Raw genomic sequence first — 16,189 nt, 5'->3', positions numbered from 1 at the left:
CTTCACCGTGTCAAGGGAGGGACACATGATCACACGACGCAAATTGCTGCAATCCAGTGCTGCAACTGGCCTTGGCCTAGCCGCCGGCACGCTCGCCGCGCCCGCTATCGCTCAGGGTGCCAAGATCAAGCTGGGCTATGTCAGCCCGCAATCAGGTCCTCTTGCTGCCTTCTCTGAGGCCGACAAGTTTATTCTCGACAATTTCGCCGCATCTGAGGCCGGTGCGAATTTTGAAGTCATCGTCAAAGACAGCCAGTCGAACCCGAACCGGGCAGCAGATGTCGCGGGCGAGCTGATCGTGGATGATGAGATCGACCTGATGCTGGTCGCCTCGACACCAGAAACGACCAACCCGGTTGCCTCGACCTGTGAGGCCGAAGAAGTTCCGTGTATTTCCACTGTTGCCCCGTGGCAGCCGTGGTTCATCGGCCAGCAGGGCAACCCCGGCGATCCAGCCAGTTGGGAGCCGTTCTACTACGCCTATCACTTCTTCTGGGGCCTTGAGGACGTTATCTCAGTCTTTACGGCGATGTGGGGCCAATTGGAGACCAACAAGCAGGTCGGTGCATTGTTCCCGAATGACGGTGATGGCAATGCTTGGGGCGACGCGAATGTAGGATTCCCGCCAGTATTGTCAGAACTGGGCTATTCACTGACAGATCCCGGACGGTACCAGAACCTGACCGACGATTTCTCGGCCCAAATCAACGCATTTCGCCAAGCGAATGTCGAAATTGTAACCGGCGTGCCGATCCCGCCTGACTTCACCACCTTCTGGAACCAGGCCAAGCAGCAAGGCTTCACCCCCAAGGCGGCTAGCATCGGCAAAGCCATCCTGTTCCCGCAAGCGGTTGAGGCCCTGGGCAACGCAGGCAACAACCTGAGTTCCGAGGTGTGGTGGTCGCCAACCCATCCGTTCTCGTCATCGCTGACCGGCGCAAGCTCGGCTGAATTGGCGCAAGGGTACATGGCCGCCACAAGCCGCCAATGGACCCAGCCTATCGGCTTTGTACACGCGCTGTTTGAAATGGCCGCCAACGTTATGGGCCGCGTTGATGACGCGGGTGATGGCGATGCCGTAGCCGAGGCTATCGCAGCGACGCAGTTGGATTCCATTGTTGGCCGGATCGCCTTTGATGGTGCGGGCTTGCCACCGTTCGCTGCGCAGAATGTCGCGAAAACACCCTTGGTCGGAGGGCAGTGGAGGCTCTTGGACAATGGCAGCTATGACCTCGTGATCGTCGACAACTCTTCAGCACCCGAAATCCCGACCGCAGGTGTGATGGAAGAAATCTCCTGATCGCAATGAAACCAGCGCCCCGGACCCTGTCCGGGGCAGGAACTCCGGTATGACCATTCTTTCGCTCAAAAACGTCTCGAAAAGCTTCGGTGCGCTCACCGTCACTGACGATGTCAGTTTTGATGTCGCTCAGGGGCAGGCCCTTGGGATCATTGGCCCCAATGGGGCGGGCAAGTCGACGCTGTTCAATCTGATTACCGGCAACCTGACCTCTGATGCTGGATCAATCCATTTCGACGGGGTTGACGTGACGCGCGTGCCGCCCATGCAGCGCTGCTTGTCGGGCATAGGGCGTTCGTTCCAGATCCCTCAGCCGTTTGATCATCTGACAGTGTTCGAAAACCTGCTTGTGGCCGCGACACATGGGCAGAGCAAATCCGAACATGAGGTCGAACAGGACTGCGCCCGCATTCTCGAGAAAACGGAACTTTTGGATGTGTCTAATGACACGGCCGGTGGATTGCGGCTGTTGCAACGCAAACGGCTGGAGTTGGCCCGCGCGATGGCAACCAATCCAAAGCTATTGCTGCTGGACGAGATTGCCGGGGGGCTGACCGACGCGGAATGCACAGCACTGATCAACACGATCAAAGGACTGCACAGCAGTGGCGTCACGATCATCTGGATTGAACACGTTCTGCATGCACTCACCTCGGTCGTCGAACGGCTGCTGGTTCTGGATTTCGGCAAGGTCATCGGCCTCGGCGAACCGGATGAGATCATGAACAGCCGGGAAGTCAAAGAAATCTATCTGGGGATCGAAGTCTGATGAGCCTGTTAGAGACCCACGCGCTGACCGCCCATTACGGAGATTTCCAAGCCCTGTTCGGCGTGGATATCCATCTGGACGAAGGTGAAACCGTCGCCATCATCGGGGCAAACGGGGCCGGGAAATCGACACTCATGCGCTCGATCTCGGGCGTTCTGACCAACGGGTCGGATCAAGTGCGCTTTGACGGCCAACCCATTGGGGGCTTGGCTGCTGATGAGATCATGGCGCGCGGCGTGGCCATGGTGCCCGAGGGGCGCCGGCTGTTTCCTTCCCTAAGCGTCGAGGAAAACTTGCTGATCGGCACCTATGGCCGCAAGGTATCGGGCCATTGGTCATTGCAAACAATCTACGACCTGTTCCCGATTCTGAAAGAGCGCCGCAACCACCCCGGCACAGCCCTGTCTGGCGGGCAACAGCAGATGGTTGCAATCGGTCGCGCGCTGATGAGCAACCCCCGTGTTCTGCTCTGTGACGAGATCAGCCTTGGTCTTGCGCCAGTGGTCATCAAAGACATCTACGATGCCGTCCCCTGCATTCAGGAGGCCGGGGCCAGCCTGATCGTGGTGGAGCAGGACATTGGTCAGGCGATGAACGTCGCGGATCGCGTCTACTGCATGATGGAGGGTCGCGTCACGCTGGAAGGCACCGCCGAAACGCTCAGCCGTGAAGCCATTCACGACGCCTATTTCGGAGGAGCCGCCGCATGATCTGGATCGACACCATCATTCAGGGCGTTCTGTTGGGCGGGCTCTATGCGCTGTTCGCCGCAGGACTTAGCCTTGTGTTCGGGATCATGCGCTTGGTCAATCTGGCCCATGGCGATCTCATCGTCTTTGCCGCCTATCTGATCCTTCTGCTGGTCTCGCTGCTTGGGCTCTCGCCGTTTCTGGCAGCGATCATTGCCGCACCAATCATGTTTGGCGTGGGGTGGGCTTTGCAGAGACATGTGCTGAACCGCGTGCTGGGGCCTGATATCCTGCCGCCTTTGCTTGTGACATTCGGTCTGTCGGTCGTCTTGCAGAATGCTCTGCTCGAAGGGTTCTCAGCCGATAGCCAACGTTTGCCGGCGGGTGAGATTGCAACCGCTTCCGTTCAAATGGGCGGGCTAAACTTGGGTATTCTGCCGTTGCTGACCTTTGCCTCAGCAATCCTTGTGATCGTCGGTCTGAACCAGCTTTTCTACCGCACGGAGCTGGGCCGGGCGTTCCGCGCGACCTCGGATGATGCGGTGACAGCGGGTCTAATGGGTATCCGGCCAGAACGTATCTTCGCCACTGCGACAGCCATCGCAATGCTGGTCGTGACCTTGGCGGCGCTCTATCTGGGAATGCGGGCGAACTTTGACCCGAATATCGGCCCCGCACGCCTGATCTACGCTTTTGAGGCCGTGATCATTGGTGGTCTTGGCAGCCTGTGGGGCACGCTGATCGGAGGCATAATCATCGGCGTCGCGCAGACCGTTGGCGCGGCGATCAACCCCGAATGGCAAATCCTGGCTGGCCACCTGGCGTTTCTCATCGTGCTTCTGATCAAACCCAGAGGCCTGTTTCCGAGGGCGGTGGACTGATGGCTGATACTTCAATGTACCGCGTCCAAACTCAGACTCGCGCGTCCTACAGTGCAGGAGCCGTCTGCATCGCCCTGATCATCCTGTTCATCCTGCTGCCGACCTTTGCCAGCCGAGGATTGATTCAAGACCTGTTCTTCATCTTCACCACGCTTGTACTAGCTCAGTTCTGGAATTTGCTGGCGGGATATGGTGGCCTTGTGTCCGTCGGCCAGCAAGCCTTCGTGGGCATGGGGGCCTACGCCATGTTCGGCGGTGTCATCCTTTGGGGTATGGACCCGGTTCCGGCGATCCTGCTGGGCGGCGTTGCAGCCCTGATTGTCGCCATACCCACGGCCTTCTTCGTGTTCCGCTTGCAAGGGGCCTATTTCGCCATCGGAACATGGGTCATCGCCGAGGTCATGCGCCTTCTGGTGGCCCAATGGAAAGTGCTGGGAGGCGGCACCGGAACCTCTCTGCCGCGCGCAGCAACGCGTGAGATGTGGGCCACCGAGTGGATCCAGACAACGTTTGACGTTCGCGGAGCTGCAGCGCGCGATATCCTGACCTATTGGCTGGCCTTGGCGCTGGTGATCGCAACGATTGCGGGCATCTACTGGCTGCTCAGAACAAAGCGCGGGCTGGCATTGGCTGCGGTACGCGACAATGTCGAAGCAGCGAAATCCGTCGGCGTCGACGCGGTGCGGATGAAGTGGTTGGTCTACCTCGTCTCAGCCGCGGGAACCGGGCTGACGGGCGCTCTGATTTACGTTCAGAAACTGCGCATCTCTCCGGATGCGGCGTTCTCGGTCACCGACTGGACGGCTTACGTGATCTTCATCGTCGTGATCGGAGGCATCGGGACCATCGAAGGCCCGATCCTGGGCGTGCTGATCTTCTTCATCCTGCAAAGCCTGCTCGCTGACTACGGCTCCTGGTACCTCATGGTGCTCGGGCTGATCGGGATCGCCGTCATGCTCTTCGCACCGCGCGGACTGTGGGGGCTGATCACGGAAAAAACCGGACTTCAAATATTCCCTGTGCGCCGACGGCTGGTGATTGGCGCGCAATCGAACAAGGAGGATTGATCCATGAAAACACTCGCACTGACGGTCGCAGTCACAGCATTGGGAACTGGCGCATTTGCGGGCAGTTCCCTGCCGGGAATGACGGGCACAGACCACGTGGGATTTACAGTCCCGAGTGTCGATGAGGCCGTCACCTTCTTTCAGGACGTCATCGGTTGCAATGTGTTCTACCCGTTGGGACCGTTCTCGGGCGGTGACAGCACTTGGATGGCGGACCATCTAAACGTGGACGCCAAGGCCGAGATCCCGACGATGCGGCTGGTACGCTGCGGCAATGGCGCAAATTTCGAGATCTTCGAATATACCGCGCCGGATCAGGGTACGAAACTGCCGCGAAACTCAGATATCGGCGGGCATCATATCGCGTTTTATACCACCGATATGGAAGGTGCCGTCAGCTATTTGCAGGATAAGGGCATTGAGGTCCTGGGCAACCCGACCACCATGACTGACGGGCCAAGCGCTGGCGAGACCTGGGTCTATTTCCTCGCCCCCTGGGGCATGCAGCTGTAACTGGTCAGCTACCCGGACGGCAAAGCCTATGAGGCCGAATATGACGGCCGCCTCTGGGATCCGCGATCCTGAGAAATTCAAAGAACAAGGGAGAGAGCTTATGGCCACCATCACAACGGATGTCTTGATCATCGGGACCGGCCCGGCGGGGTCTGCAACGGCGGCTTTGCTGTCGAGCTATGGCGTCGAGAACATGGTCATCAACCGCTATCGCTGGCTGGCCAATACGCCGCGGGCGCATATCACCAATCAGCGCACGATGGAGGTGCTGCGTGACCTTGGTCACGAGGTCGAGGCCGAAGCCTATATGCATGCCGCGCATCAGGATCTGATGGGTGAAAACGTGTTCTGCGAAAGCCTCGCCGGTGAGGAAATCGGGCGGATGAAAAGCTGGGGCAATCATCCACTGTCCAAGGCAGAACATCTGCTGTCCAGTCCGACATTGATGAATGATCTTCCACAGACATTCATGGAACCGATCCTGTTCGGCACCGCTTGTCGCCGTGGCACGCAAGCGCGCATGAGCACCGAATACTTGCGACATGAGCAAGACGCAGATGGCGTGACGACGACGTGTTTGGATCGCTTGTCGGGCGAAGAAATCACGATCCGCTCCAAATACCTAGTCGGCGCGGATGGGGGCAATTCTCTGGTCGCCGAACATGCCGGTCTGCCTTTCGAAGGTCAGATGGGTGTCGGCGGATCGATGAACATCCTGTTCCGTGCGGACCTCAGCAAATACGTCGCGCATCGCCCATCGGTGCTCTATTGGGTGATGCAACCGGGTGCGAATGTCGGTGGCATCGGCATGGGTCTAGTCCGCATGGTCCGCCCATGGAACGAATGGCTCATAGTCTGGGGCTATGACATCAACCAACCGGCCCCCGAGGTTGACGAGGCCATGGCCACTCAGGTTGCACGGCAATTGGTTGGCGACCCCGAGCTTGAGATCGAACTGATCAGCGCAAACACCTGGACCGTCAACAATATGTACGCGACCCATATGCAAAAGGATCGCGTCTTCATCATGGGTGACGCGGCACACCGACACCCGCCGTCAAACGGGCTGGGGTCGAACACCTCAATTCAGGACAGTTTCAACTTGGCTTGGAAACTGGCCGCAGTCCTGAAAGGCCATGCCGGAGAGAACCTGCTGGATAGTTACAGCGAAGAACGCGCGCCTGTAGCAAAGCAGATCGTAACACGGGCCAATCAATCCATCGGTGAATTCGGTCCCATCTTTGAATCGCTCGGAATGGCCGAAGGCGTCGACCCAGAGGTCATGCAAAGCAACCTTGAGGCTCGAACAGGATCAACGCCTGAAGCTGCAGCACAAAGGCAGGCCATTCGCGAGGCGATTGCTTTCAAAAAATATGAGTTCGATGCGCATGGCGTTGAAATGAACCAGCGCTACGACTCCTGTGCGATTGAAACGGATGGTCAACCCAATCCCGGTTTTGATCAGGATGCTGAGCTGCACTATCAGCCGACGACTTGGCCCGGCGCGCGCATTCCACATGTTTGGGTGTTTGATCATGATACAGGGAACAAGCATTCAACTCTGGATTTGTGCGGTCGTGGGGAATTCACTGTGCTTACCGGCATCGGTGGTGAGGCGTGGGTGAATGCGGCGGAAACCGTCTCGAAAGAATTGGGTATGCCCATTCGCTGTCACGTCATCGGTCCGCGCCAGACCTATGTCGACCACACCGGAGATTGGGCGCGCGCGTCCGAGATTTTGGATACGGGCTGTTTGTTGGTCCGTCCCGATCAACACGTGGCGTGGCGCTCAGCCGATATGGCCGCGGATGCCGAAGCCGAACTGCGTCGCGCGCTGACCACAGTACTTTCGCGATGAGCCAATCTGGAGCAAACTTACACAAGTCAGGAGGCCACAATGGACTCGCATGAGATGGGATACTTTACCGAGGAAAACTCGGCCGAGGTCGTCACGGCACGCAACAAAAACGCAGAAAGCGAACGGCTGAAGCAGGTGATGGAGGTCATTACCAGAAAGCTACACGAAGCCGTTAAGGAAATCGAACCCACGCAGCAGGAATGGTTCGAGGCGATCATGTTCCTGACCAAGGTTGGGCATATGTGCGATGACTGGCGGCAAGAATACATTCTTCTGTCCGATGTTCTAGGCGTGTCGATGCTGGTGGATGCGGTGAACTCACGTCGCCCCACCGGGGCCTCCGAGAACACGGTGCTGGGGCCGTTCCACGTGGGAGGTGCCCCGGAATACGAGATGGGGCACAACATTTGTCTCGACCAAAAGGGTGAGGACATGGTGGTGCGGGGTCGTGTCACCGATGTTGAGGGCAACCCGCTGGAAGGTGTCAAGATTGATGTCTGGCAAGCCAATGATGACGGGTTTTACGACGTGCAGCAAAAAGGTATTCAACCTGATTTCAACCTGCGCGGCGTCTTCACGACCGGCGCTGATGGGACCTATTGGTTCCGTGCGGTGCGGCCAAAGAACTATCCAATCCCAGATGATGGGCCAGTTGGCGATCTGTTGAAGCGTCTTGGTCGACACCCGTACCGACCGGCGCATCTACACTACATCGTTTCAAAAGACGGATACGACGACCTGACCACGCATATCTTTGATCCCGATGACCAATATATCAACTCGGATGCTGTATTTGGCGTCAAAGAAAGCCTGATCGCCGAATTCAATCGCGTCGATGATCCGGCGCGATTTGCGGAAGTTGGCTTTGAAGGTCCCTATTGGGATGTCGAATTCGACTTTGTCCTCGCACCGAAAGAGGCCTGAAATGTCCGAACCCTGCATCATCTGCGTTGCAATAACCGGGTCGTTGCCAACCAAGGCCAACAACCCGGCTGTGCCCATCACAGTCGAAGAACAAATCGAAAGCACACAGGCCGCTTTTGAGGCAGGGGCATCCATCTGCCATGCCCATGTTCGAAATGATGACGAGACGCCTTCGAGCGACCCGGAAAAGTTCGCAAGGTTGAAAGAGGGGCTCGAGAAACACTGCCCTGGTATGATCATCCAGTTTTCGACTGGAGGGCGATCGGGGGCGGGCAAGACGCGGGGCGGCATGTTGCCGTTGCGGCCGGATATGGCGTCGTTGTCCGTGGGGTCGAACAATTTCCCCACGCGCGTCTACGAAAACCCACCCGATCTTGTCGACTGGCTCGCGGCTGAAATGGCGACATATGACGTCAAACCAGAGATCGAAGCGTTCGATCTGAGCCACATCCTGAAGGCGGCCGAGATGCACAAGAAAGGGCAAATCAAAGACACGCCTTATGTGCAATTTGTCATGGGTGTGAAAAACGCAATGCCTGCGGATCGGGACGTATTCGATTTCTACGTGAAGACCGTTGAACGACTGTTTCCGGGTGCGCCTTGGTGCGCTGCAGGCATTGGTGCGCAGCAGGAGGTTCTGAACCACTGGGCCATTTCCTCCGGTGGCCACGCGCGAACCGGCCTCGAAGACAACATGCGCCTGGATCGCAGTACGCTGGCACCGTCAAACGCGGCGCTTGTAACGCGGACTGCAGAGATCTGTGCCCAATACAACCGCCCGGTTGCGACTGCCAACCAGGCGCGTGAGATACTCGGGCTATGAACCGGAACTAGCTGTCTAATACAGCCGCCACACGTTCCGGCGTAAACGGCATGTGGCGCAGGCGCTTACCTTGCGCGGTATAGAACGCGTTTGCGATGGCCGCAGGCACCATCGGAGTTCCAACTTCGCCAACACCAACAGGCGGCGCATCGACCTCTGCGATGTAGATCTCGATTTCCGGCATCTGCGCCGCGCGTGTGATCTCGTAGTCCCAGAAGTTGCTCTGCACCACTTCGCCGTTTTCGATGTCGATCTTTTCGGAAAGAGCCATCGAGATTCCGAACACGATGCCACCTTCGATCTGATTGAGTGCGTTGTCTGGCGTGACGATCAGGCCCGCATCGATTGCGGCCCAGAAGTTGGTGATCTGGATCTCTCCACTGTCCGCGTCGACTTCAACTTCCGCCACACCTGCGGCCATGGACGAGCTGTAGCCTGCAAAAGAAAGCCCTAGGTTTCGATCTCCCCGATTTTGCCAATCGGACATCTCGGCCACCTTCTCAAGCAGGTGCCGCCCACGCGGGTTTTCGGAAACAAGGTCCAGCCGGAACTCCAATGGGTCCCGCCCGGCCTGTTCTGCCAGTTCGTCCATAAAACACTCTGCCGCAAAGGCCGTATAGGACGCGCCAATACCGCGATAGGGGGCAAGGCGGGCGTGCCGGTCCATGATGAGGTGATCGGCGCGGAAATCCTTGATCCCATAGAATTTGCTCTCTGCACCCCGCATCGAGATCACATCGTTCGGGTTCACCGCGTCCCAACGCAGCGGGTTGAAGAAACCAATGACCGTTGGTGTTGCGACCTTGTGATACCACCCGTCCAATGTTCCGTCCGCTGTCAGCCCTGCCTCAAGCTTTTGGGCCGCAGCGGGGCGGAAAGTCCCTTGCTTCACGTCATCTTCACGCGGCCAGATCACTTTTACAGGGCATCCAACGGCCTTAGAGCACAGCACCGCATCCCGCACATAGTTCTGCATCAGGGCTGTGCGTCGACCAAAGCCTCCGCCCATAGTCATCATGTTCAGACGAACGTTTTCGACGGGGATGCCCAACACCTCCGACACGGTGCGCGCGGTCCATGACTGCGTTTGCGTGCCTGCCCAAACCTCGGCACCTTGTCCGTCCGCGTCGACATCAGCGACAGCCGCCATCGGCTCAATCTGAGCGTGGTAGGCGTAGTCCGACAAATAAAGCTGCGAAAACTGACGGTCAGCGTTGCCAATAGCTGCAGCGGCGTCGCCTTTTTCAGCCCAGGTTGCCCCTGACGCGTCCGGGGCGCTGACAGCGGCGGCGTATTCGGCCAGCGTGTCTTCGCTGTTTGAGGTCCGGAAGGGTGAGGTGGTGGACCATTCGACCATAAGCAAACCTCGTGCTCCCAGGGCAGACCACAAGCTTTCCGCGACGACGGCGACACCGTCGGGTACAGTCACGATATCGATGACGCCCGGTACCTCGCGTGCGGCGTGGTCGTTGATGGAAAGAGGAATTTCGTCTTCGACTGGTGCGCGCAGAACAGCCGCATAGGCCATATTGGGCACTTCCACATCAATGGCATATTCAGCCTGACCTGTGCTCTTGGCCGGAACATCGCGACGCGGCAGGTCTTGCCCGATGATCCGAAACGCGGACGGGTCTTTCAGCGGCACGGTCTCAGCGTCTGGTACCGTCACATCCCTTGAACCAAGCGCCGCCAGTTCACCATACCCGGCCTGTTGGCCATCGGGGCCCAAAACAACACTTGGTTCCGTCCTGAGGCTGGCTTTGTCCACACCCCATTCGCGCGCTGCAATTTGCAGCAATACGTCGCGCGCCTGCGCGCCTGCCTTGCGCAGCGGATCGAAGTAGAACTGTGTTCCGGTGCTGCCAGCCGTATACAAAATCCCGCCAAACAGCTGATTTCCAAAGCGTCGATCATCAGCGTTTAGCTGTTCGATCTCAACGTCGTCCCATGCTGCATCCAACTCCTCAGCAAGGATTTGGGGTAACGTGGAGTAGCTGCTTTGCCCCATTTCGGTCGACGGGAAGACTACGCGGATGCTTCCATCAGCCCGGATCGTCAACCAGTGATTGACATCCAGCGTGCCGACCCCTGCCTCAGCACGCACGGAAGAGATGCCACCCGCACCGATGAAAAATGTCAATCCAGCTGCGCCTTGTAGAAACCCTCGGCGGTTCATGTTAATCGTCATCTCAAACCTCCCTGGCTGCGCGTTCGATGGCTTTGAAAATTCGGTTGTACGTTCCGCATCGACACAAGTTCGAACTCATCTCATCGACGATTTCTTCGCGCGTCGGGGATGGATTGTCCGCCAGAAGTGCTGCCGCGCGCATGATCTGACCCGACTGGCAATAGCCGCATTGGGCAACCTGCTCTTCGATCCAGGCCCTCTGAACAGGATGCGAGCCGTCTTCGGACAACCCTTCGATCGTCGTGACTCGCGCATCCTCCACGTCGCTAACCGACATCTGACACGCGAAGCTCGCCACACCATCCACATGCACCGTGCAGGCTCCACACATGGCAGCACCGCACCCGTATTTCGTACCCTTGAGTTTGAGCGTATCTCGAAGGACCAGCAGCAACATTTCGTCAGGGGGGTTATCAACCTCTACGGGTCGGCCGTTCAATTCGAATTTGATCATTTGGAACAGTCCTTGTGATGCCTGATGTTGAGGGGGTCTTGTGGGGTGGATTTCGTCATGGCCTGACCATGGAGTGGTCCTGCTCGGCGCCTGTGACTGGCTGGACAAAGGGCGTGACACGAACTTTCATTCCCGGTCGCAACGTTTGGTCGGGGTTTTCTAGATTTGCCCACACGCGAATTTTTCCGCTGTTTTCATCGAACCAAACCGCCGATCCGGTGAGCGGAATTGCATCAGCCAGAACCCGACCAATTTCCGTTTCAACACGGAACCAGCCAGAATTTGATAACTCCTCTGAGCGCGTATTGGTCCTGTTCAACCCTGAAACCCATTGGGCATAGGGAAGCTCGAACACAACGCGGAGGCGGTTCAGATTTACGAGTTGAAACAGGGGCGGGTCGCCGGAATTGAACTCAACCAGCGAACCCGGTCCAACACGCGGGTCTTCAACATTTCCCGAGATCGGCGCACGTATGAGGGTGTCTTCGTAGTTGGTTTGTGCGATCTCCAACTCGGTTTCCGCCAAGGTCCTTTCAGCCTCAGCCAAAGCTAGATTGGTTTCAGCGTCCAACAAAGCAACCTCTGTTGCCGCTCCACGCGTTGAGAGTTGGGCGGCGCGGGCCAACCTATCTTGGGCTTGAAGCAACAGAGCCTCGGCTTTGGCCAACTCTGCACTCGCGGCATCGACCGCCAGTTTCTCCAGATCGTTTCGAAGCTGCAGCAATGGCGTGCCCGCTTGGACATACTCACCTTGCTCAACCAGCACTTCTTCGACGATGCCCTCCGCCCGGCTATAAACGTCCGATCGGTCGACTGCTTCGATACGGCCTTCAAACTCCGCTCCAACCGCAGATGCCTGCTCAGGCGCATGGGCCCAGAACAGAGCCGCAAAGACTGTGGCCGAAAGAATGCGCCTTTGGGTGACCAAAATCGATAGCACCACAAACACTCTCATCATGGTGCGATCAGATGGCGAACGACGGGCCCGCTTTCACGAATGTCGAAGGCTGCGACAGTCTGTTGAAGGTCCCGATCCTGATGTGACACACGCTCATGCTGGGCCACATGTTCTTCCCAGGAAGAAACCATGAACGCTTCGACCCATAGCTCAGGCTCTTCTGCGCTTTGGAAAACGCGCCATTCATAGGCTCCGTCGCGCCAGCGCTCGCCTGACCATTCTTGAATCGCGGACAGGAACGCAGCTTCGTCCTCGGGTCGGATGCGATACTCAACTTCGACCATGACAGGACCGCGGGATGCCAAGCCGTCTTCTTCCAAGGCAACTTGCGGCGCAGGCCAATGCATAGAGGGCGTCAGTTCCAGATCTTCGCCCTGACCAAGCTGAAACTTGCGCGTAAGAAGCAAGCCGACGATCAAACCGCCTGCTGCGATCAGCAAGGTGACTGAAACAGATGTTGACGTTGCCACCTGGCCCCAGATTGCTGATCCAAACGCCATGGACCCGAAGAAAACCATCAGATTCACAGACAATCCTCGGGCCCTGACCCAATTGGGCAGCGCGGTCTGCGCCGACACATTGAACGTGGTGAGAACGGCAATCCAGCTAAAGCCACCCAACAATGCGGCGATATAGGCCAGTGGAGGGGTTGTCGCTGTTGCAAGAACAGCCATGGCAACGGCCGTGCCGATGGTGCCGCCTGCTGCTGTCGTGCTTGCATCAAGCCTCGCGCGGAACTGCGGAAGTGTCAAAGCACCCGCAACAGCGCCTGCACCGATCAAAGTCAGCAACAATCCATACAGCGTCGCCCCGCCACCTTCGATTGTCCGGACGACAAGTGGCAGCAGAGCCCAATAGGCAGAGGCAAAGATGAAGAAGGCAAAGGATCGGATCAACGTAGCCTTGAGCGGGCTGTTATGTGCGACGTGACGCATGCCGGTCATCATCGCGTTGAACATAGGCTGAGATGTCTTCGAAATGCCGACGTCGTGCTTCCACATCAACAGAGCGCCAATGATCACGAGATAGCTGACCGTGTTGACTGCAAAGGGGGCTGCCAAACTGACAGATGCAATCAAAACGCCCGCCAAAGCAGGGCCGATCGCGCGGCTGATGTTGATGCCCATTGAATTCAAGGCAATGGCTGGCTGCAACGCGTCACGCGGCACCAGAGTTGGCACGATCGCTTGCCAGGCCGGAGCCATGAAAGCCGTGCCAGTTCCGATGGCCAACGTGAACAGGATCAGGAGCGTCGGTGTTACCAGTTCAAGCTGAACCAGCACGGTTAGCACCGAAACCAGTACCAGAAGCACCACGTTCACTGTGATCAACAGCTTACGTTTGTCCAACCGGTCCGCCAGCGTACCAGCGTACAAGGCGAAGATGAACACTGGCAGGGTTGTTGCCGCCTGCACAAGTGAGACAACCGCCGGAGATGAGTTGAGCGTCGTCATCAGCCACCCAGCGCCCACATCATGCATCCAAGTGCCGACATTAGAGATTAGGGTCGCTACCCAAAGAAGCGCAAACGCCCGATGTTTGAACGGGGCCCAAGCCGAGTTTGATGCCGCAGGTGTTGGTTTCGCGATACTACCACTGGATGACATCTGCCAACTCCTCGCGGTTTCTTTCGGCGTAGGACCGCACAAACGGGCAAAGAGGCACAATGCGGAGACCCTTGTCGCGCGCGTCCGCCACAAGTTGCGCGGCCAAGGTCCGAGCCAAGCCGCGACCACGCAACTCTTCCGGGACAAACGTGTGGTCGGCGATAACGAGGCTGGGCGTAACTATTGACAGTGTCAGTTCTGCCTCGCTCACGATCCCGGACACCGAAGCGCCATACCGCGCTTTTGTATCGCTTTCGCTGTAAGTGATTTTTAGCTTTTGGTCGTCCAACATGGGAAATCTCCTAAGGTCTTGCCGCTATTCAGCGGCAAGGCTGCCTTGGCTTTGCGTCGAAGCGCCGGGTGCACCGAAAATTGGAACGGGTGACCAATCGGGAAGCTCCGGCAGAGGGGTAGGTGCATGCGCCGCAAATCGAGCCTTGGCATGCACGATCGTGCCGCCCGTCAGTGTCAGGTCGGCCTCGATTTCGGTGATCTCATCCTCGGCGATCGAGAAATAATCCCGGTCGAGCACGGCGATATCCGCCCATTGCCCCGCTTTGATCTGACCTTTCTTGCCCTCTTCCCGGCTGAACCAAGCCCCGGCGGCGGTCCAATGACGCAGCGCGTCGTGCCGATCCATGCGGTTCGCTGCACTCCAGATGACGTCTCCGCCACGACCTTTGCCAGAAACGGCCCAGTGAATGGCCAACCACGGATTATAGGACGACACCCGCGTCGCATCCGTGCCAGCAGCCAGAGGCACACCCGACGCCATCATCTTCTTGACCGGCATGACCTCGCGTAGGGCGTCTTCACCGTAACGGTCACGATAGGCTGTGGTCTGAAAAGCGATGCGGTTTTGATAGCTGATCCCGCCGCCCAGGCGGGCAACCCATTCCATGGTGGATTCTGAGATCGTCTCACCATGATCGAAAATCCAGTTCAGCTCTTCCAACCCTTTGTCACGACCGACCTCCTCAATAAGGCTCAGCAACCGGTGGGCGCTTTCCTCGTAAGTACAATGGAAACGGATCGGCCAGCGGTTTTCGAACAGAAACTCGAGTACCGGCCTGAGGTCCCCCTCCATCCGCTTGGGCAGATCGGGGCGTGGGTAGCTGAAATCTTCGAAATCATAGGCAGACGCGACCAGCATCTCGCCCGCGCCCACGCATTTCAGGTAGTCGTTTCCTTCGTCTGGCTTGACGATGTCATTCCAGCGTTTGAAATCGTCCAGCTCAAACATCGGACGCTGCGCAAAAAGCTGATAGCCGATGCGCACGGTTTGCTCGCCGCGTTTGTTCAACTCGGTGATGACGCCGTAGTCATCTGGATAGTTCAGGAACCCACCCGCGCAATCCAAAGCCGAGGTCAATCCAAGACCATTCAGCGCCTTGAAATAGTGCTTGGTCGAGGTGACCTGCTGTTCGAAATCCAGCTTGGGGGCCATATCCAACAACGCGTAAAGCGGTTGCGCGTTGGGGCGCGCCATCGCGAGACCAGTCGGGTTGCCCTGATCGTCCCGCTCCAGACGTCCTGAGACAAAGGGCTCGTAAAAGTGTTTGTCGATGCCGATTGCACGCAGGGCGGCTTTGTTCAGCCACGCCCGATCATAGAGGTGCAACACGTAGACAGGCACATCTGGCGCGACCGCATTGATCTCATCAATCGTCGGCAACCGCTTTTCGGCGAATTGATCAACAGACCAACCACCAACCACGCGGATCCATTGCCCGGCAGGAGTACGCTCTGCCTGAGCCTTCAGCATGCGCAGACCGTCGGCAAGCGACGGAACGTGGTCCCAGCGCAGCTCCATGGCGAAGTTGTTGCCTTGTCGGATGATGTGCGTATGGCTGTCGATCAGGCCGGGAATTACACGCTGGCCGCCCAGATCAATGGTTTCGGTTTCGGGTTCCGCAAGCCCAAGCATGTCCTTGTCCGTTCCAACGGCGGTGATCTGATCCCCTGAAATTGCCACGGCCGCTGCTTCGGGCCTGTCGGGATCCATTGTCGTGATCTTGCCGTTGAAGAGTATCGTGTCTGGGGCGGCCATGGTGCTCATCCTTTGGCAAAGCGGGAGTTGTCGGTGCCTACTGCTGGGGCACAGATTGAGAGAGGTTTGGAAATTCTCCCGCTCGGTTTCATGGGGAGGGATGAAGGG

Annotated in this window: 15 protein-coding genes; 9 read left to right on the top strand and 6 right to left on the bottom strand. The window is 57.8% G+C overall.

What is annotated here, in order from left to right; translation table 11 throughout:
• The first annotated feature begins 25 nt into the window (after window positions 1-25).
• Genes ACR0IP_RS08425 through ACR0IP_RS08385 form a run of 9 tightly spaced genes read left to right on the top strand, consistent with a single transcriptional unit; the run spans window position 26 to window position 8,824 of the window.
• Window positions 26-1,300: an ABC transporter substrate-binding protein gene (locus tag ACR0IP_RS08425; protein WP_480524957.1), complete on the top strand. Its 1,275-nt coding sequence runs from the start codon at window positions 26-28 to the stop codon at window positions 1,298-1,300.
• A 49-nt stretch (window positions 1,301-1,349) separates the two neighbouring features.
• Window positions 1,350-2,069 carry an ABC transporter ATP-binding protein gene (locus ACR0IP_RS08420; protein ID WP_170556311.1) on the top strand — a complete coding sequence of 240 codons (720 nt, stop codon included), beginning with the start codon at window positions 1,350-1,352 and terminating at the stop codon, window positions 2,067-2,069.
• Window positions 2,069-2,779 (top strand): branched-chain amino acid ABC transporter ATP-binding protein, encoded by a 711-nt coding sequence (locus ACR0IP_RS08415; RefSeq protein ID WP_170690335.1) that lies wholly within the window; start codon window positions 2,069-2,071, stop codon window positions 2,777-2,779. The genes ACR0IP_RS08420 and ACR0IP_RS08415 overlap by 1 nt, the downstream gene beginning before the upstream one ends.
• Entirely contained in the window at window positions 2,776-3,639 is an 864-nt protein-coding gene (locus ACR0IP_RS08410; protein ID WP_480524954.1) for a branched-chain amino acid ABC transporter permease, read from the top strand. The genes ACR0IP_RS08415 and ACR0IP_RS08410 overlap by 4 nt, the downstream gene beginning before the upstream one ends.
• Window positions 3,639-4,706 (top strand): branched-chain amino acid ABC transporter permease, encoded by a 1,068-nt coding sequence (locus ACR0IP_RS08405; protein WP_480524952.1) that lies wholly within the window; start codon window positions 3,639-3,641, stop codon window positions 4,704-4,706. Before ACR0IP_RS08410 ends, ACR0IP_RS08405 begins: the two co-directional genes overlap by 1 nt.
• 3 nt (window positions 4,707-4,709) lie before the next feature.
• The gene (locus ACR0IP_RS08400; protein ID WP_480524950.1) at window positions 4,710-5,219 is read left to right on the top strand and encodes a VOC family protein; all 510 of its coding nucleotides are present in this window, start codon (window positions 4,710-4,712) and stop codon (window positions 5,217-5,219) included.
• 40 nt (window positions 5,220-5,259) lie between these two features.
• Window positions 5,260-7,077, top strand: coding sequence for an FAD-dependent oxidoreductase (locus ACR0IP_RS08395; protein ID WP_480524948.1), 1,818 nt, complete (start codon window positions 5,260-5,262; stop codon window positions 7,075-7,077).
• Between the two features lie 39 nt (window positions 7,078-7,116).
• On the top strand, window positions 7,117-8,001 hold the full coding sequence (locus ACR0IP_RS08390) for an intradiol ring-cleavage dioxygenase (RefSeq protein WP_480524946.1): 885 nt from the start codon (window positions 7,117-7,119) through the stop codon (window positions 7,999-8,001).
• A 1-nt stretch (window position 8,002) separates the two neighbouring features.
• Window positions 8,003-8,824, top strand: a complete 822-nt coding sequence (locus ACR0IP_RS08385; protein WP_170668339.1) for a 3-oxoadipate:acetyl-CoA acetyltransferase — start codon at window positions 8,003-8,005, stop codon at window positions 8,822-8,824.
• Between the two features lie 7 nt (window positions 8,825-8,831).
• On the opposite strand, the gene ACR0IP_RS08380 is transcribed toward ACR0IP_RS08385, so the two are convergent.
• Genes ACR0IP_RS08380 through ACR0IP_RS08355 form a run of 6 tightly spaced genes read right to left on the bottom strand, consistent with a single transcriptional unit; the run spans window position 8,832 to window position 16,081 of the window.
• Complete coding sequence (locus tag ACR0IP_RS08380) at window positions 8,832-11,012, bottom strand: molybdopterin cofactor-binding domain-containing protein (protein WP_170690343.1); 2,181 nt, start codon at window positions 11,010-11,012, stop codon at window positions 8,832-8,834.
• Window position 11,013: 1 nt separating this feature from the next.
• Complete coding sequence (locus ACR0IP_RS08375; RefSeq protein ID WP_170690344.1) at window positions 11,014-11,466, bottom strand: (2Fe-2S)-binding protein; 453 nt, start codon at window positions 11,464-11,466, stop codon at window positions 11,014-11,016.
• Between the two features lie 55 nt (window positions 11,467-11,521).
• Window positions 11,522-12,424, bottom strand: coding sequence for an efflux RND transporter periplasmic adaptor subunit (locus tag ACR0IP_RS08370; protein WP_480524943.1), 903 nt, complete (start codon window positions 12,422-12,424; stop codon window positions 11,522-11,524).
• Window positions 12,421-14,031, bottom strand: coding sequence for an MFS transporter (locus ACR0IP_RS08365; protein WP_480524941.1), 1,611 nt, complete (start codon window positions 14,029-14,031; stop codon window positions 12,421-12,423). The genes ACR0IP_RS08370 and ACR0IP_RS08365 overlap by 4 nt, the downstream gene beginning before the upstream one ends.
• Entirely contained in the window at window positions 14,015-14,323 is a 309-nt protein-coding gene (locus ACR0IP_RS08360) for a GNAT family N-acetyltransferase (RefSeq protein WP_480524940.1), read from the bottom strand. The genes ACR0IP_RS08365 and ACR0IP_RS08360 overlap by 17 nt, the downstream gene beginning before the upstream one ends.
• A gap of 24 nt (window positions 14,324-14,347) precedes the next feature.
• Window positions 14,348-16,081: an amidohydrolase gene (locus ACR0IP_RS08355; protein WP_480524938.1), complete on the bottom strand. Its 1,734-nt coding sequence runs from the start codon at window positions 16,079-16,081 to the stop codon at window positions 14,348-14,350.
• Window positions 16,082-16,189 lie beyond the last annotated feature (108 nt).

The sequence above is a fragment of the Ruegeria sp. AL11 genome (assembly GCF_056540865.1).
This window is presented reverse-complemented; position numbering and strand designations above follow the sequence as displayed.